Below are 16714 nucleotides of genomic sequence, written 5' to 3' on the forward strand. Positions count from 1 at the left end.
CGACCCTATTGGCAACATCAAGGAGACGTAGACGTGATCAGCACTTCAACCGTCGTCAACTCAGTCGTAGAAAAACTGCGCGCCGCACTCAAGCGGGGCCAGTGGCGCCAGGGCGACATGCTCCCCGGCCAGCGTGAACTGGCCGAGCAGATGGGCATCAGCCGCCCGAGCCTGCGCGAAGCCGTGATCGTGCTGGAAACCCTGGGCCTGGTGCGCTCGATGCCCGGCAAAGGCGTGGTCGTGCTGGAAACCAGCGTCAGCGAGCCACAGTCCAGCGACGCCGTGGCCGACGCCAGCCTCGAAGATATCCTGCAACTGCGCTACACCCTCGAACCCTTCATTGTCGGCCTGGTGGCCCAGTCCATCAGCAGCAAGGAAGTCGGCCAATTGCGCCTGACCTTGATGGACATGCGCGAAGCCCTGGATGCCGGCGACGCCGAAGCGGGCATGAACGCCTACATCGGCTTTCACGAAGAGCTGTTCGCGCTGACGTCCAACCCGATCTTCCAGAACGTGGTGCAACAAACCAGCAACGCCCTCAAGCAAAGCGCCCAGGTACTGCGCAATTCACCCGAGCACTTGGCCGAACGCCTGCAGGAAAACGACGCCGTGGTGCGCGCCATCCGCAACAAGAACAGCGCCCTGGCCAGCGCCGAAATGCGCCGACATATCCTCCAGGAAGGCCTGCGCATGGGCATTCGTTTGAATATCCCGGACGACCATCTGGGCAGCTGATTTTTTGGAGACCGACCATGAGCGCCCCCGCCCTGCAACGCAATGCCGTCCTCCCTGCCCTGCGCCTGGTTGGCGGTAAAAAACTTTCGGTGGATGACATCTACCCACGCCTGTTCGATGCCATCCTCGAACAACGCATCGCCCCGGCCAGCCGTTTTACCGAAGAGAGCCTGGGCGAAACCTTTGGTGTGAGCCGCAGTGTGATTCGCCGTGTGCTGGCCAAGCTGTCCCATCAGCAAGTGATCATCCTGCGCCCCAACCAGCGTGCCCAGGTGGCGGCGCCGGATGCGCAGCAGGCGCGTCAGATTCTGGAGGCGCGGCGGATGACCGAGATCACCGTGGTGCAGTTGGCCTGCGCCCAAGCGACCACCCCGCAGATACGCCAGCTGCGCGAGTTGATTGCACGGGAGCGCGACTGCATCGAACGCGACCAGCGCGGGCCAGCGATTCGATTATCGGGGGAGTTTCATCTGCAATTGGCGCAGATGGCAGGCAACGCACCGTTGGCGCAATTCCTCAACAGCCTGGTGCCACTGACGTCGTTGATCATTGCGCAATATGAGGCGAAAGCCTGCACCTACTGCGCCTGGCAGGAGCATCTGGGGATTGTCGATGCGGTGGAGCAACGCGATTCAAGTGGCGCCGTGACCCTGATGACTCAGCACCTGGATCATCTGGAAAGCAAATTACTCAAACACCACTGAGTCCAAGTGGATGAACATCAAACTGTGGGAGCTGGCTTGCCTGCGATAGCGGTGGGTCAGCAGCCTTCCTGTTACTGAAAGACCGCTATCGCAGGCAAGCCAGCTCCCACATTGGGTGTGTGGTGTTTGCTGGAGGGCGTTCCAACAAAAAGCCCCCGCATCTTACGATACGGGGGCTTTTGTTTTACCGAGGGATCAAGCCGGTTGCAGCACCGACTGACCGCTCAACGCCAGGTCGAGCAACTCACGGTTGGCGACCGCATACATGGCGTAGTCCGTGCCGACTGCTGCACGGATTTCGACCATCATTGCGCGCCAGCGATCGGCCATGTCCTGGTGCTGCTCAAGCCACAGGGCCACGCGGGCTTCCATGTCTTGTGGCGCGTCGGCCATTTGCAGTACCGAGATGGTGATCGCCCGTTGCTGCCAGTCCACATCGTCGCGGAAAGCTTCGCGGGCCTGGGCCTGCCAGTTGTTGGCCACCGGCAGATCGCTGATCTGCTGCAGGTACCACGGCAGGTCCAGCGCGCTGCCGACGGCGAAGTAGGCCTTGGCCACTTCGGCGGCGTCATGCCCGGTCACGTCGGCGGCTTCGATAATCGGCAGCAAGGTGTACAGGTGGGTCGTGCCTGCAACCATGCGCGCCAACAACTCCGGTACGCCGGCTTCGGTATAGGCCTGGTAGCGGTTCTGCCAGCCTTCGCGGGTCGGGCCTTCCAGCAATTCGTCGAGCTTGAGGCCCAACGCCGCCAGGTGCGGACCGAAGTGCGCGGTGTCGCGGCCAGCGTCCTGCTCGTTGCGACGGCTGCGCAGGAACCAGCGCGTGGCACGACGGCCCAGGCGCATCAGCTCATCCATCAGCTCCAGTTGCACGTCGGCGGACACCTGGTGGTCCAGGGCTTCGATCTGACGGAACCAGTGCGGGAGGTGGAAGATGTCACGCACGATCACGTAAGCACCGGCCACGTTCGCCGGGCTCATGCCGGTCGACTCTTTGAGTCGTTGAACGAAGGTAATGCCCATGTGGTTGACCAGGTCGTTGGCGATCTGGGTGCTGACGATTTCGCGCTTGAGGCGGTGACGGCGCATGGCTTCGCCGAACTTGGCCACGAGGCTCGGTGGGAACGCGGTCTCCATGTCACGGGTCAGGTAGTCGTCATCCGGCACCAGCGACTTGAGCAGGGCTTCCTTGAGGTCGATCTTGCTGTAGGAGATCAACACCGACAGCTCAGGACGGGTCAAACCCTTACCGGTGGAGGCACGCTCCACAAGCTGCTCTTCGGTCGGCAGGTACTCGATGGCGCGGTCCAGCTTGCCACGGCCTTCCAGGTCGCTCATCAGGCGCTTGTACTCGGCAGCACGCTCGTAAGCCTTGCGCGCGGCCAGGGACAACGCCTGGGTCTGCTTGTAGTTGTTGCCCAACACCAGGTTGCCGACTTCGTCGGTCATGCTCGCCAGCAGCTGGTTGCGCTGCTTGTCGGTCATGTCACCGGCCTGCACCACTTCGTTGAGCAGGATCTTGATGTTCACTTCGTGGTCGGAGCAGTCCACACCACCGGCGTTGTCGATGAAGTCAGTGTTGGAGCCGCCGCCATTGAGGCCGAATTCCACACGGCCCAATTGGGTCATGCCGAGGTTACCGCCCTCGCCCACTACTTTGCAGCGCAGCTCATTGCCATTGACGCGCAGCGCGTCGTTGGCCTTGTCGCCCACATCGGCGTGGCTTTCGGTGCTGGCCTTGACGTAAGTGCCGATACCGCCGTTCCACAACAGGTCCACCGGCGCCTTGAGCAAAGCGTTGAGCAGTTCGGTCGGGGTCAGCTTGTCGGCCTGGATGTCGAAGCGTTCTTTCATCTGTGGCGAAATAGCGATGCTTTTGGCACTGCGCGAGAAGATCCCGCCGCCTTCGGACATGATGCTGGTGTCGTAGTCGGTCCACGCCGAACGCGGCAGCTCAAACATGCGCTGGCGCTCGACGAAGCTGGTCGCCGGGTTCGGGTTCGGGTCAATGAAGATATGCAGGTGGTTGAAGGCCGCGACCAGTTGCAGCTTGTCGGACATCAGCAAGCCGTTACCGAACACGTCACCGGCCATGTCGCCGACGCCCACCACGGTGATGCTGTCTTCCTGCACGTTGATGCCGCGCTCACGGAAGTGACGCTGTACACCGACCCACGCGCCCTTGGCGGTGATGCCCATTTTCTTGTGGTCGTAACCTGCCGAACCACCGGAAGCGAACGCATCGCCCAGCCAGAAGCCGTAGTCGATGGCAATGCCGTTGGCGATGTCGGAGAAGGTCGCAGTGCCCTTGTCCGCCGCGACGACCAGGTACGGGTCATCGTCGTCATGACGCACGACGTTGACCGGTGGCACCAGGGCGCCGTCCTTGAGGTTGTCGGTAATGTCCAACAGGCCGGAAATGAAGATGCGGTAGCAGGCGATGCCCTCGGCCGCGATCTCGTCACGGGTGCCGCCCAATGGCAGGCGACGCGGCAGGAAGCCGCCCTTCGCGCCCACTGGCACGATGACCGAGTTCTTGACCTGCTGGGCTTTTACCAGGCCGAGCACTTCGGTACGGAAGTCTTCTTCACGGTCGGACCAGCGCAGGCCGCCGCGCGCAACGTTACCAAAGCGCAGGTGCACGCCTTCAACGCGCGGCGAGTACACGAAGATTTCAAACTTCGGCACCGGCTTGGGCAGCTCAGGAATCGCACGCGGGTCGAACTTGAAGCTGAAGTACGACTTGTTCTGGCCGTTGGCGTCGGTCTGGTAGAAGTTGGTGCGCAGGGTGGCCTTGATCAGGTCCAGGTAGCGACGCAGGATGCGGTCTTCGTTAAGCACCTGAACATCGTCCAGGGCCGTGAGAATCGCTTGTTCCAGGCGTTGCTGCTTGTCTTCCAGGTCATCGGCGGTGAGCTTGCGCGCCAGGTAGAAGCGGGTCTTGAACAACCGGGTCAACTCACGAGCGATGTCGGTGTGGTTGTTCAGGGTGCTGGCGATGTAACCCAGGTCGAAGCCCAGGCGGATCTGCTTGAGGTAACGCGCGTAAGCACGCAGCAGCGCCACGTCGCGCCAAGGCAGGCCGGCGGTAAGTACCAGACGGTTGAACGCATCGTTTTCGGCATCGCCATGCACGATGTGCACGAACGCGTCCTGCAGGGTGTCGTTGAGCTGCTGGATATCCAGGTTCACGCCTTCGGCGGCAATGAACGCAAAATCATGGATCCAGAACTCACGGCCATTGGCGTGACGCAGGCGGTACGGGAACTCGCCCAGCACGCGCAGGCCGAGGTTTTCCAGGATCGGCAGCACGTCGGACAGCGCCAGTGGCGTGTCGGCGTGGTAGAGCTTGCAATGCAGCTCTCGCTGGCCGGAGACCTGGCCCAGCGGCTGATAGAAGCTCATGACCAACGGGTTGGCTTCGGTCAGGCTGTTGAGGTGCTGCATATCGACCACAGCCGAATGCGCAGCAAAACGCTCGCGGTAACCTGCCGGGAAGCCTTTCGGGAAATCCGCCAGCACGTTGGTGCCCTGGGCTTCGCCGAAGCTTTCCACCACCAGGCTGGCGTAGTCGTCCTGCCAGCTGCGGCAGGCCTGCACCACTTCTTTTTCCAGTTGAAGCGGGTCGATGTCCAGGCGGTTCTTCGGGTCAACCCGCAGAATCAGCTGCACACGGGCCAGGACGGACTCGGAGAAGAAGGTCCAGAATTCGCAGTCCGAGGCTTTCAGGCGATCCATCAGCACTTGCTGGATCTTCTGGCGCACTTCGGTGGAATAGATGTCGCGCGGCACGTAGGCCAGGCAGTAGCAGAAACGACCGTACGGGTCTTTGCGCAGGAACACGCGAATCTTGTTGCGCTCCTGGATCTGCACGATCGACATCACGGTGTTGAACAGCTCGTCGACCGGGGTCTGGAACAGGTCATCACGCGGCAAGACTTCAACCACCTGGGCCAGCTCTTTGCCCAGGTGTGCCTTGGCCTGGAAGCCCGAGCGGCGCTCGATTTCCGCGACTTTACGGCGGATGTAAGGGATCACTCGCACGCTTTCGCCGTACACCGACGAGGTGTAGAGGCCCATGAAGCGGTGTTCCTTGATCACCTTGCCGTCGGCGCTGATCTCACGGATCGACACATAGTCCGGGTACGCCGGACGGTGCACGCGGCTCGGGTGCGCGGCCTTGGCGAACGACAGCACGGTCGGTTCACGCAGGTAAGCCACGGCGTAGTCTTCGATGCGCGTGTCTTCGGCGGTGAGGCCGGCACGCAGCAATTTGGTCAGACCGAGGAAGGAGCCGGTGTCATATTCGATATGACCGCCGTCCGCCTCGTCACGTACCACAAACTCTTCATAACCAAGGAAGGTGAAGTGGTTGCCCACCAGCCATTCCAGGAAGCTCTTGATCTCGGCTTTTTCTTCGCCGTCGATGCTGAACTGGCTCGCGTCGATACCGGCCAGCAGGTCCTGGACCTTGGCTTTCATCGGTTCGAAATCGGCCACGGCCACGCGCACTTCGCCCAACACTTGCTCAAGCTCTTTGCTCAGCACGTTGAGTTCGGCGGCATTGGCGCAACGGTCGATTTCCAAGTACATCAGCGATTCTTGCAGAATGCCTTCGCCCTGGGTGCCTTTGGGCAGGATTTCCAGCAACTCGCCTTTTTTGCCGCGACGCACGCTGAGCACGGTGGTTTGCAGGGTGTGGATGCTGTAGCCACGGCGGTTCAGCTCGGTGCGTACCGAGTCGACCAGAAATGGCAGGTCATGGTGCAGTACTTCGACCGCGGTGTGGGTCGACTGCCAGCCATGACGTTCGTAATCGGGGTTGTAGACCCGCACTTGCGGTTGGGTGTGATCAAAGCGCTCAAGCAGGCGCCAGGCAGACAGGGTGCAACCGGCCAGGTCGGAAAGGCGACGTTGGGTCAGTTCGTCCAGGGAAATAATGCCGAAAAATTGCTCAGCGAACAGCGCCACTTGTGGCAGTGCCTGTTCACTGATGTGCTGCGCCAGTGCCGCTTGCAGTTGATGCTGGAAGTCGGACTTGCTGGCTGCGGTGAAGAACGCCATCTGTGGTACTCCGCTTGGGCTTGTTATTGATGGAAGCGTCGCGTGTTATCCCCTTGCGGGGAGACCGTCAGCTCTGTTCGTCAATAACCTTATAACGAATCGAGGTGACAGGTGGGTGAAGCTGCGCAAGGCGATCAGGTCACATCGGATGCGCCGTTTGGCAGGTAACGGTACGACGGGCAGGTCAACGGCCTGACGGTGGCGCATCCACTGCGCAGCTTAACGAGTGTAGGAAGACGGTTGCTTTCCGTACGGCGACATATTCGGTCAAGCGCAGGCAGCGCTGAACATTCTCTAGCGCCCTGCACCTGGGCGAGTAGGACGATAGTTTTTTTCTGTGTAGGCCATAGGCACTTTGAATGGAGTGAATACAGCTCGTTCGACCAATTAGAACTGACTCGATGCACACAGCATCGATTGCGCAAACACACCACGGACGGCCCACTGATTAATTGAAGTGAGCGTTTAGTATGACCAGCATAACTGCAACTGTAAGTCAGGGTACTATCAGTGCCTCGACGAATGTACCGAATGGCGTTCCCACTTACCCAACACCGCGCCAAGCCCATAATAAGCCTACCCTCCCTGAATTAAACTGGGATCGTCCGGAGTTGAAGTGGGGCGAGCAGACCGTCCGGCCAGAACAACCTGCCGTGCAACACGATAGCAGGCCAGCCTCTTATTTTTCCGAGCCATTAAAAAGAAACAACGCGCTCGACAGGTATGCAGCCGACAAGTACAAACCCTTCATGTCCGCCACTCAACATACCTCAGAACATGTGGCAGCCCAGATTAAACAAAAGTGGGGGGTCGACGTCGATCCGGAAAAAACCTTTCTGGTCACCTTTGCTTATGACAAAAACACCACGCCTCACAAGGCGGTCATTACACAAAAAATCTCCCTGGCGGATGCGGCATGCCTGAATATTCAACACACACCACGGCCCAAGGGGATGACTGGAAAACAAGAGGCTCCCAAAGGGCAACCTACCGAACCCTTCGACATACAGCCTAATTCCCGCCACACGGAAAAGCCCAATTGGGACGGCACTTTCCCACGTCCACTCGTGGGCAATTTCAATACTTATTATCACGGTATTGTGACTGAGCCCTCGCCCGACGCACCCACTACTTACGGTGCGGGCCAGCATGTTCAGATCCCCCCGGCCGACTTCAAAAAAATGGTCTGGGACCATGCCTATAAAAAACCCTACGACCAGTACCTGAACTTCAAGTGGTCGCCTGAAACCCGTGAGTCCTATACCGCACTTGCCAAAATTAGCTACCTTAATGCTGCGCACGCGCAACATCATGAGCGCTCGCTGGACGAGGAAGGCCGAAAGATCGCCATGAGCCTCGTCGGTGTACCCGCCAACCAGACTTATCTGGATGCAGGGCTGGAAACACTGGTTAAACCGCACACGCCAGACGCAAGCCTGGAGACCAAATTTCTGAGTTTCAATGGCTTCCACTCCACTGACATTTTCTATACCAGAGACGTCAATACTCAGAAAACGCTTCTATACATTCCAGGCAATTCGTCCCCCATCCACTCGTTCGATTCGCCCCAAGCAATGAATAAATGGCTGGCTACCCAATTGATTGACGAAGATAAAGCCGCCGCTTTCAAAAAACATTTCTCCCCAAAAGATGCTTCGTCTTCATTATTTAAAAAAGGCTTCGATGCGCGATTGGAGCTGATTCGACAGCACATCAAAGAGCCAGGCGCTGTGGACTTCCTGGAACGGCAAGGCTTTTGGGAAGAGGGTGGCGTATTTGATGGTAAAAAGATCACGGGCGACCCTTTCAACGAGGTTCAAGAGCGCACAGAAAAAAGCATGAAAGCCAGTACCAACCAGGAGTTCGTGCTGAACACAGACCACAACAAGCAAACAATTCTTAAGGCAAAAAAATGGTTGGATGGAGCGCTTCTGCTTGCAACCCCCATTGGCTTGGCACTGCCCCCCGTGGGCATCTTGCTGACGGCGCTGAGTGTGGGCTCCGGATTGCTGGAAGTGGGCGTGGGCATTCACGACAACGCCAACGACCGCGCAAACGCCGATGACAGGATTACGTTCGGTGTATTCAATGCGCTCAAGCCAATACTGACTGCGGGGGCTGGCAAGGCTTCAGAGCCCATCACCGGGCCGATCAAAACAGTGTTAAAGGCCACTATTTTGGCGAAATAACCCGTTGCAAGTGCGATACCCGTAGTTGCAGGGGCAGTCCCATCCACTTAAGAGCAGCGTAAACGTTTGTACGATGGCAAAATTAGCCGCCCGTCGTTCAAGTACGCTGCTTTTAGAGGACTGCCCATGCAACTGACCACTCCCCACCTGATCGCCACACCCTGTGACGAAGAAGAAGACAACATGGCCATGCTGTGCTGCCACGGCAATAATGGCGAAATGTTCATGCTCAGCCGTTACCCGGACGAAGATGAGGTTGAGCTGACCTGGGATTACGAACCGTCGACCCTGGATGGGCTGAAAGTGACCTTGAGTGACACCACGCTGGTGATTGAACTGGCGGCGGGTGATGCCGATGCACTGGGCGGCAAGGACCACTTGCGGATCAACCACACCACCGCCGCGTCGGATTTGGCTGAAGTTGAAGAAACCTTGCAGAACATCCTCAAGGGCACCGGCACCTTTAGCCGGATTTAGGCTGTTCCAAGGATCAAATGTGGGAGCTGGCTTGCCTGCGATGCAGGCACCTCGGTGTATCAGGTCACTCCAGTTGATGCCATCGCAGGCAAGCCAGCTCCCACAGGGGCCGAGCGACCCTCAGTGGAATTTGTGCTTTCCACACAAAAATCCTACAAGTTTTGCTAAAAATACCCGCCGCGCCGTTAGTCGCTACACCCCGCGATGCATTAAAGTAGACGCCCCAGGCCCGGCGGTTTTTTTCGACGTTGGGGCTCATCTCTCCAGGAACCGTCATCGATGGAACATCGTGAAGCGCTGCTTGCGCTGCGAACCTTTCTTTCTACGCAGATTCTCGGCCAGGAAAAACTCATCGATCGCCTGCTGATCGCCCTGCTCGCCGACGGCCATATGCTGGTAGAAGGCGCACCGGGCCTGGCCAAGACCAAGGCCATCAAAGAGCTGGCCGAAGGCATTGAAGCGCAGTTCCATCGTATCCAGTTCACCCCCGACCTGTTGCCGGCCGACATCACCGGCACCGAGATCTATCGCCCGGAAACCGGCAGCTTCGTGTTCCAGCAAGGCCCGATCTTTCACAACCTGGTACTGGCGGACGAAATCAACCGCGCGCCAGCCAAGGTGCAGTCGGCATTGCTCGAAGCCATGGCCGAGCGCCAGGTCAGTGTGGGTCGCAGCACCTACGACCTGTCGCCGCTGTTTTTGGTCATGGCCACGCAAAACCCCATTGAGCAGGAAGGCACTTACCCACTGCCCGAGGCCCAGCTAGATCGCTTCTTGATGCACGTCAAAATCGGTTTCCCGGACGCGGCGGTCGAACGACGCATCCTGCAGCAAGCCCGTGGCGAGGCGCTCAATGGCGAAACCAAGCCCGAGCGCCGCGTGAGCCAGCAGGCGATTTTTGCCGCGCGCAAGGAAATCCTCGGCCTGTACATGGCCGATGCGGTGGAGGAATACCTGGTGCAACTGGTCATGGCCACGCGCACCCCGGCCAAGTTCGATCCTGAAATGGCCGAGTGGATCGCCTATGGCGCCAGCCCGCGCGGCTCCATCGCCCTCGACCGCTGCGCCCGCGCCCATGCGTGGCTGGCCGGGCGCGACTTTGTCAGCCCGGAAGATATCCAGGCAGTACTGTTTGATGTGCTGCGTCACCGCATCATCCTGTCGTTCGAGGCCGAAGCGGCCGGCATTGACCAGGACCGCGTGGTGCAACGCATTCTCGACGTCGTTGCCGTCGCTTGAACCCCATGAATGCCGGCGATGGAATCCGCGTCACGCTCAGCGAATTGATTGAGATGCGCCACCGCGTGCGCGAAGTGCAGCTGTTTTCCACGCCAAGCCAGCGCAGCCCGCTGATTGGCCTGCACCACTCCAAACTGCGTGGGCGCGGTGTCGACTTCGACCAAGTTCGCGTGTACCAGGCTGGCGACGATGTGCGCACCATCGACTGGCGCGTGACGGCCCGCACCCAGGAGCCGCACACCAAGCTGTTCCATGAAGAACGTGAACGGCCGATTTTCATCATGGTTGAGCAAAGCTGTCGGCTGTTCTTCGGCTCCGGGCAAATGTTCAAATCGGTACTCGCCGCCCAAGCCGCCAGCTTGATCGGCTGGGCAGCGCTGGGGCACAACGACCGCGTCGGCGGGTTGGTCTTCGGCGACAGCGAGCACTACGAAATCAAGCCCCGGCGCAGTAAACAAAGCCTGCTGCAATTGCTTAACCGCCTGGTGCGCGTGAACCAGAGCCTGAATACCGAAAGCCGCCCCGAAGCCGACGCGTTGGGCATGGCGCTGCGCCGTGGCCGCGAAGTCTTGCGCCCGGGCAGCCTGGTGATTGTGATCTGCGATGAACGCGCGTTGACCGAAGGCGCCGAGCAACAGCTGAGCCTGCTGTCACGCCATTGCGACCTGTTATTGTTGCCGATCTCCGACCCACTGGACCACGCCCTGCCCGCCGCCGGGCTGCTGCGTTTCGCTGAACGTGGCGCGCAATTGGAACTGGACACGCTGAATTTCGATTTGCGCCAGGCCTATAAAGCCCAGGCTGAGGAACGCATTGCGCGCTGGGAACTGCTGGCACAGAAGCTGCGCATTCTATTGATGCCCCTGAGCACCCAAAGCGAGATGGTCGAGCAATTGCGCGAATACCTCAACCCGCAACGCCCGGTTAAAAAGCAATGAGCAGCCTCGACCAACTGCAGCCACTGATCGCCCCGCCGGCCATCGGGTTCTGGCCGCCTGCGCCGGGTTGGTGGCTGTTGCTGCTGGTGATCCCGCTGCTGGGCTGGGGCCTGTGGTGGTTGCGCCGTTTCCTGCCCACCCGGCGCCCCGTGGCCCGCGCCGAACAACCGCTGGACCCGCTGCGCATCGCCGCCCTGGCCGAACTTGCGCTGATGCCCAAACCCTACGACGGCGCGCCCGCCGGTGCCTGGCTGCAGCAGCTCAATGGCCTGCTCAAGCGCCTGTGCCGCAACGACTACCCCTACAGCCAGAGCCACACATTAAACGGGCGCAAATGGTTGGCGTTCCTCGACAACCGTTGCCCGGCCGCCGGGCTTACACGCTGGATGGTGTTGGTCGAAGGCGCCTACAAACCCGAATGCAAACTCGACGACAAGGCCATCGCCGGCCTGACCCAAGCGGTCGATACCTGGATTCGCAAACATGTTTGAGTTCGCCTGGCCGTGGATCTTCGCCCTGTTGCCCTTGCCGTGGTTGATGCGCTTCATCCTGCCAGTGGCCGACAGCGGCGAACCCGCGCTGAAGGTCAGCTACCTGGCCGACCTTGAGGGCCTGGCGCGCCGCCGTGCGCGGGTCAACCTGCCCGGCTGGCGCCAGCAAGCGCCGTTCGTGGTGCTGTGGCTGCTGCTGCTGACCGCCGCCGCGCGCCCGGAATGGCTTGGCGAACCGCTGCCCATTGCCGCCAGCGGCCGTGACTTGCTGGTGGCCGTGGATGTGTCCGGCTCCATGGATTTCCCTGACATGCACTGGCAGGACGATGACGTCAGCCGCCTGAGCCTGGTGCAGCATTTGCTCGGCGACTTCCTGGAAAGCCGTGAAGGCGACCGCGTGGGCCTGATCCTGTTTGGCAGCCAGGCTTACCTGCAAGCCCCGCTGACCTTCGACCGGCGCACCGTGCGCACCTGGCTGGATGAAGCACGTATCGGCATCGCCGGCAAAAACACCGCCATCGGCGATGCGATTGGCCTGGCCTTGAAACGCCTGCGCCAGCGCCCGGCGCAAAGCCGTGTGCTGATCCTGGTCACCGATGGCGCCAACAATGCCGGGCAGATCGACCCGCTGACCGCCGCACGCCTGGCGGCCGAAGAAGGCGTAAAAATCTACCCGATCGGCATCGGCGCCGACCCCGAGCAAACCGGTTCGTTGGGCATCTTGGGCGTCAACCCGAGCCTGGACCTGGATGAACCGGCCTTGAAGGCCATCGCGGACGCCACCGGTGGCCGCTACTTCCGCGCCCGCGACGGCGACGAGCTGCAAAAAATCAAACAAACCCTGGACCAGCTTGAGCCCGTCGCGCAACAGCCGACCCAGGCACGCCCGGCCCAGGCGCTGTACAGCGCACCGCTGGCGCTGGCGTTGATCCTGAGCATGTTGCTGGTGGTTCAAGAACGCTGGCCTAATAACCCCTTGCAACGCACCTTCAACAAACTCTCGACCAAGGGCATTTTCCTGCAACAGCACCCGCAATGGCGCCAACGCCTTAAACGCCTGCGCTTGCGGAGGCGTCGATGATCGACCTGTGGCCACACTGGTTTCGCCCTTGGTGGTTGCTGCTGCTGCCGTTGCTCGGCTGGCTGCTGTGGCAGCTGTGGCACCGACAAAAGCGCGCCGGGCGCTGGCAAATGATTTTGCCGCCGGCGTTTCATGCGGTGCTGCTCAGTGGCGGCAATGGCCGCGAGAGTAAATCGCCCTGGGTGGTGTTGGGCATCGCCTGGCTGCTGGCCGTGCTGGCATTGCTTGGCCCCAGTTGGCAAAGGGTTGAACAGAACAGCCAGAAACCGGCCGACCCGGTGGTGGTGCTGTTGGAGCTGACCCCGGAAATGCTCGCCACCGACAGCCCGCCCAATCGTTTAGAGCAGGCGCGGCGCAAGCTCTATGACTTGCTGCAGGCACGCGACAACGCGCCCACCGCCATCGTCGTGTATGCCGGCAGCGCCCATACGCTGGTGCCGCTGTCGGATGATCTGGCCACCAGCCGCAACCTGCTCGAAGCCCTGAGTCCCTCGATCATGCCCGAGCCCGGCCATCGCGCCGATCTGGCGGTGGAAAAAGCCCTGGGTTTGCTCAAGCAAGCCGGTCTCGGCCAGGGGCGCCTGTTGCTGGTCGGCTCGTCGCTGTCGAAACAGGAGCGTCAAGGCATTCGCCTGCAGTTGCAGAGCGCCCAGGCCCCCAGCTTGTCGATCCTCGGCATCGGCAGCCGCGAAGGCACGCCGGTGACCCAGGAAAGCGGTGAGTTCCTTAAGGATGACCAGGGCGCCATTCTGGTGCCGCGCCTGGACGGCCCGACGCTCAAGGCGTTTGCCAGTGAAATGGGTGGCCGCTACCGCGCCGCGCGCCTGGATGACAAAGACCTGCGCCAGCTCAACCTGCTCGATGGCCCGCAGGCCCTGCGCAACGACGGCCAACTGCTGCACCTCGACACCTGGGCCGACCAGGGTTACTGGCTGCTGCTACCGTTATTGTTGCTCGCCGCCTGCGCCGGGCGTCGCGGCTGGCTGTTCTGCGTGCCGTTACTGTTACTTGGTGCGCCGCAGCCCAGCTATGCCTTTGAACTTCAGGACCTGTGGCTGCGACCCGACCAGCAAGGCCAATATCTGCTGAAGAAACAACGCCCCAACGAGGCCGCCAAACACTTCGAAGACCCGCAATGGCAAGGCGTGGCACTGTATGAGGCGGGCAACTACGCCGAGGCGATCAAGCGTTTTGCCCAAGGCAATGACGCGTATTCCCACTACAATCGCGGGAATGCGCTGGCCAAATCCGGCGAACTGGAAGCCGCCATCGACGCTTATGAGCAAGCACTCGAAGCCCAGCCCGACCTGCAACCGGCGCTGAAAAACAAAGCGCTGGTCGAAACCCTGATCCAGGAAAAAGCCCAGCCCGAGCCGGCCAAGCCTGTCAAAAATGAGGATGACGAAACCACCCAACCCGGCCAAACTGCGCAACCGGGCAGCAGCGGCCAAAGTGCCACGGGGGGCGAGCAATCACCCCAAGGCCAAGGCCAGGCCAGTGCCGGCGATAACCAGACGGGCGCCACGCCCAAAGCCGGCGGCAACGACGTACCGGGCAGCGAGCTAGGGGACGAACACACCACCACCCCGCCCTTGCGCCCCGCCGATGCCAGCCTCGATGGCGAGCACCGCCAGGCGCTGGAGCAATGGCTGCAGCAGATCCCGGACAACCCCGGCGAACTGCTGCGACGTAAATTCTGGTACGAACAGCAACAACATCAGGACAAGACTCGATGAGCCGCCGCACCACCCTTCTGCTCCTGCTCGCCCTGTCGGCAAGCCACGCCCAGGCGGCCAACCTGGTGGCGAGTGTCGACCGCAGCCGCGTCAATTCCGGGGAAACGGTGGAGTTGACAGTGGAATCCAGCGACGTCACCCAGTTCGGCAAACCCGACTTGTCACCCCTGGATGCGCAGTTTGAAGTGAGCGGCACGCGCCAGATCAACCAGCTGACTACCTTGGGCGGCGATAACCACGCCACCACGCGCTGGATCATCACGTTGCTGCCCAAGGAAAACGGCACCGTGGTGATTCCGCCGCTGCAAGTGGGCGAACTCAAGACCCAGCCGATCAGCCTGCAAGTGCTGGAAACCGCCAGCCAGAACACCAGTGCCGAACTGGCCCCGGTGTTTATCGAAGCCAATCTGGACCAGAGCAGTGTGTACGTTCAGGCCCAGGTGCTGTTGACCGTGCGCGTGTACCACTCGGTGTCGCTGTATGACGACAGCAGCCTCACGCCGTTGCAAATCCCCGATGCGCGCATTGAACAATTGGGCGAGTCGCGCACTTACGAGAAGGTCATCAACAGCATTCGCCACGGCGTAATCGAAACCCGCTATGCGATTTACCCGCAGCACAGCGGTGCCTTGGTGATTCCGGCGCAGACTTTCAGCGCCACCTTGGTGGAATCGCGCCCGCCCCAAGAGAACACGCTGCAGGGCACCAAACCGGGCAAGTTGATTCACGTAAGCTCTGCCCAATTGCCGCTGACCGTCAAGCCCAAGCCGGAGTTCTACCCCGCCGACGCCGCCTGGCTGCCCGCGCGCAGCTTGACCCTGAGCGAAGTCTGGAACCCCGAGCCTGATCACGTTCAAGTGGGCGACTCCCTGACCCGCAGCCTCACGGTCAAGGCCGAAGGCCTGTCCAGCGCCCAGTTGCCGGCCCTGCCCAGCAGCGACATCAATGGCCTGCGCCGCTACCCGGACCAGCCGGTGCTCGGCAACCAAAACAGCGACCGTGGCCTGATCGGCAGCCGTGAGGACCGCGAAGCCCTGGTGCCAACCCGCGCTGGTGCCGTGGAGTTGCCCGCCGTGGAAGTGGTGTGGTGGAACACCCACGAAGATCACCTGGAACGCACCAGCCTGCCCGCACGCACGCTGCAAGTGGCGACCAACCCAAGCCTGGTGGTGGACACGCCCGCCACGCCAACGGTGATTACCGCACCGGACGATAGCCGCCTGTGGCTGTGGCAACTGAGCACCTTGATACTTGCCTGCACCACGCTGTTGGGTTTCGGCCTGTGGTGGCGCGCACGTCGCCAACCCGCCGTGCAACGCGCCGTACAAACCGGCCCGAGCCCGCGCTCGCTGTTGGACGACCTCAAGCGCGCCACCCAGGCCAACGACCCGCAAGCCACGCGCCAGGCACTGGATGCCTGGGCGCGGCAACAGCCGGAAACCCTGGCCGACATGGCGGCGCGGTTCGTGCCGCTGTCGGATGCCTTGGATGGGTTGAACGGCGCGCTGTACAGCGAGAGCGGCCAATACTGGCTGGGTGAAGATTTATGGCGTGCAGTCAAAGCAATTCCGATGGTCGAGCGTGCGCAAGACCCGGCAACGGACACCACCAGCTTGCCGCCGTTGTATCCCAAGTAAATCTCTCTCTACCTGACAGCACAAAACCCATATGGGAGCTGGCTTGTGTGGGAGCTGGCTTGCCTGCGATGGCCATACACGAAGTCTGTAGCACGCGGGCTGTTGTGGCGAGCAGGCTTGCCACAACAGCACACTTGCCACAGGCTTCGTGTTGCTGAAATACCGAGGTGTCTGCATCGCAGGCAAGCCAGCTCCCACAGATGATGGGTGTTGCCTGGGTGACATGCATTGTTAAAGGCCAGCAGTCCATATCCCTTTAATTTGCGGGAAGTTTCCTAGACAATCCTTTGGCCTTGCGCCTGCTCACTTCACTGGCTAGCCTTCGCTCCGTCGCTGCATATCAGCGATCGGGAGTGAGATCCTGTGAACGGAGTGCCAAGTGCCACAACCGCGAGCAACATGCTCTATGGCGGCTGTGTGCGG

Annotated in this window: 11 protein-coding genes; 10 read left to right on the top strand and 1 reads right to left on the bottom strand. The window is 60.9% G+C overall.

Features of this window, described 5'->3' with window-relative positions; all coding sequences use genetic code 11:
* The first annotated feature begins 33 nt into the window (after positions 1-33).
* Together HBO41_RS11595 and HBO41_RS11600 are read left to right on the top strand one after the other, a co-directional pair.
* A complete protein-coding gene (locus HBO41_RS11595) occupies positions 34-735 on the top strand; it encodes a FadR/GntR family transcriptional regulator (RefSeq protein ID WP_017136644.1) in 702 nt (233 codons plus the stop codon).
* A gap of 17 nt (positions 736-752) precedes the next feature.
* Positions 753-1439, top strand: a complete 687-nt coding sequence (locus HBO41_RS11600) for a GntR family transcriptional regulator (protein ID WP_017136645.1) — start codon at positions 753-755, stop codon at positions 1437-1439.
* A gap of 195 nt (positions 1440-1634) precedes the next feature.
* On the opposite strand, the gene HBO41_RS11605 is transcribed toward HBO41_RS11600, so the two are convergent.
* Positions 1635-6503, bottom strand: a complete 4869-nt coding sequence (locus HBO41_RS11605) for an NAD-glutamate dehydrogenase (RefSeq protein WP_017136646.1) — start codon at positions 6501-6503, stop codon at positions 1635-1637.
* A 470-nt stretch (positions 6504-6973) separates the two neighbouring features.
* On the opposite strand from HBO41_RS11605, the gene HBO41_RS11610 reads away from it, so the two are divergent.
* The 8 genes from HBO41_RS11610 to HBO41_RS11645 all read left to right on the top strand — a co-directional run bounded on the left by HBO41_RS11610 (position 6974) and on the right by HBO41_RS11645 (position 16291).
* Positions 6974-8692 carry a dermonecrotic toxin domain-containing protein gene (locus HBO41_RS11610; RefSeq protein ID WP_169986326.1) on the top strand — a complete coding sequence of 573 codons (1719 nt, stop codon included), beginning with the start codon at positions 6974-6976 and terminating at the stop codon, positions 8690-8692.
* A gap of 126 nt (positions 8693-8818) precedes the next feature.
* On the top strand, positions 8819-9169 hold the full coding sequence (locus HBO41_RS11615) for a hypothetical protein (RefSeq protein ID WP_017136648.1): 351 nt from the start codon (positions 8819-8821) through the stop codon (positions 9167-9169).
* A 279-nt stretch (positions 9170-9448) separates the two neighbouring features.
* Positions 9449-10408: a MoxR family ATPase gene (locus HBO41_RS11620; RefSeq protein WP_003174327.1), complete on the top strand. Its 960-nt coding sequence runs from the start codon at positions 9449-9451 to the stop codon at positions 10406-10408.
* Positions 10409-10413: 5 nt separating this feature from the next.
* The gene (locus tag HBO41_RS11625; RefSeq protein WP_017136649.1) at positions 10414-11346 is read left to right on the top strand and encodes a DUF58 domain-containing protein; all 933 of its coding nucleotides are present in this window, start codon (positions 10414-10416) and stop codon (positions 11344-11346) included.
* Positions 11343-11837: a DUF4381 domain-containing protein gene (locus HBO41_RS11630; protein ID WP_017136650.1), complete on the top strand. Its 495-nt coding sequence runs from the start codon at positions 11343-11345 to the stop codon at positions 11835-11837. The genes HBO41_RS11625 and HBO41_RS11630 overlap by 4 nt, the downstream gene beginning before the upstream one ends.
* A complete protein-coding gene (locus HBO41_RS11635; RefSeq protein WP_017136651.1) occupies positions 11830-12918 on the top strand; it encodes a VWA domain-containing protein in 1089 nt (362 codons plus the stop codon). Before HBO41_RS11630 ends, HBO41_RS11635 begins: the two co-directional genes overlap by 8 nt.
* Complete coding sequence (locus tag HBO41_RS11640; protein ID WP_169986328.1) at positions 12915-14654, top strand: tetratricopeptide repeat protein; 1740 nt, start codon at positions 12915-12917, stop codon at positions 14652-14654. The genes HBO41_RS11635 and HBO41_RS11640 overlap by 4 nt, the downstream gene beginning before the upstream one ends.
* Positions 14651-16291 carry a BatD family protein gene (locus tag HBO41_RS11645; protein ID WP_099549321.1) on the top strand — a complete coding sequence of 547 codons (1641 nt, stop codon included), beginning with the start codon at positions 14651-14653 and terminating at the stop codon, positions 16289-16291. Before HBO41_RS11640 ends, HBO41_RS11645 begins: the two co-directional genes overlap by 4 nt.
* The last annotated feature ends 423 nt before the right edge of the window (positions 16292-16714 follow it).

Origin of the sequence: Pseudomonas sp. WS 5146 (assembly GCF_012985495.1) — a bacterium.
Taxonomy (GTDB): Bacteria; Pseudomonadota; Gammaproteobacteria; order Pseudomonadales; family Pseudomonadaceae; genus Aquipseudomonas; species Aquipseudomonas edaphica.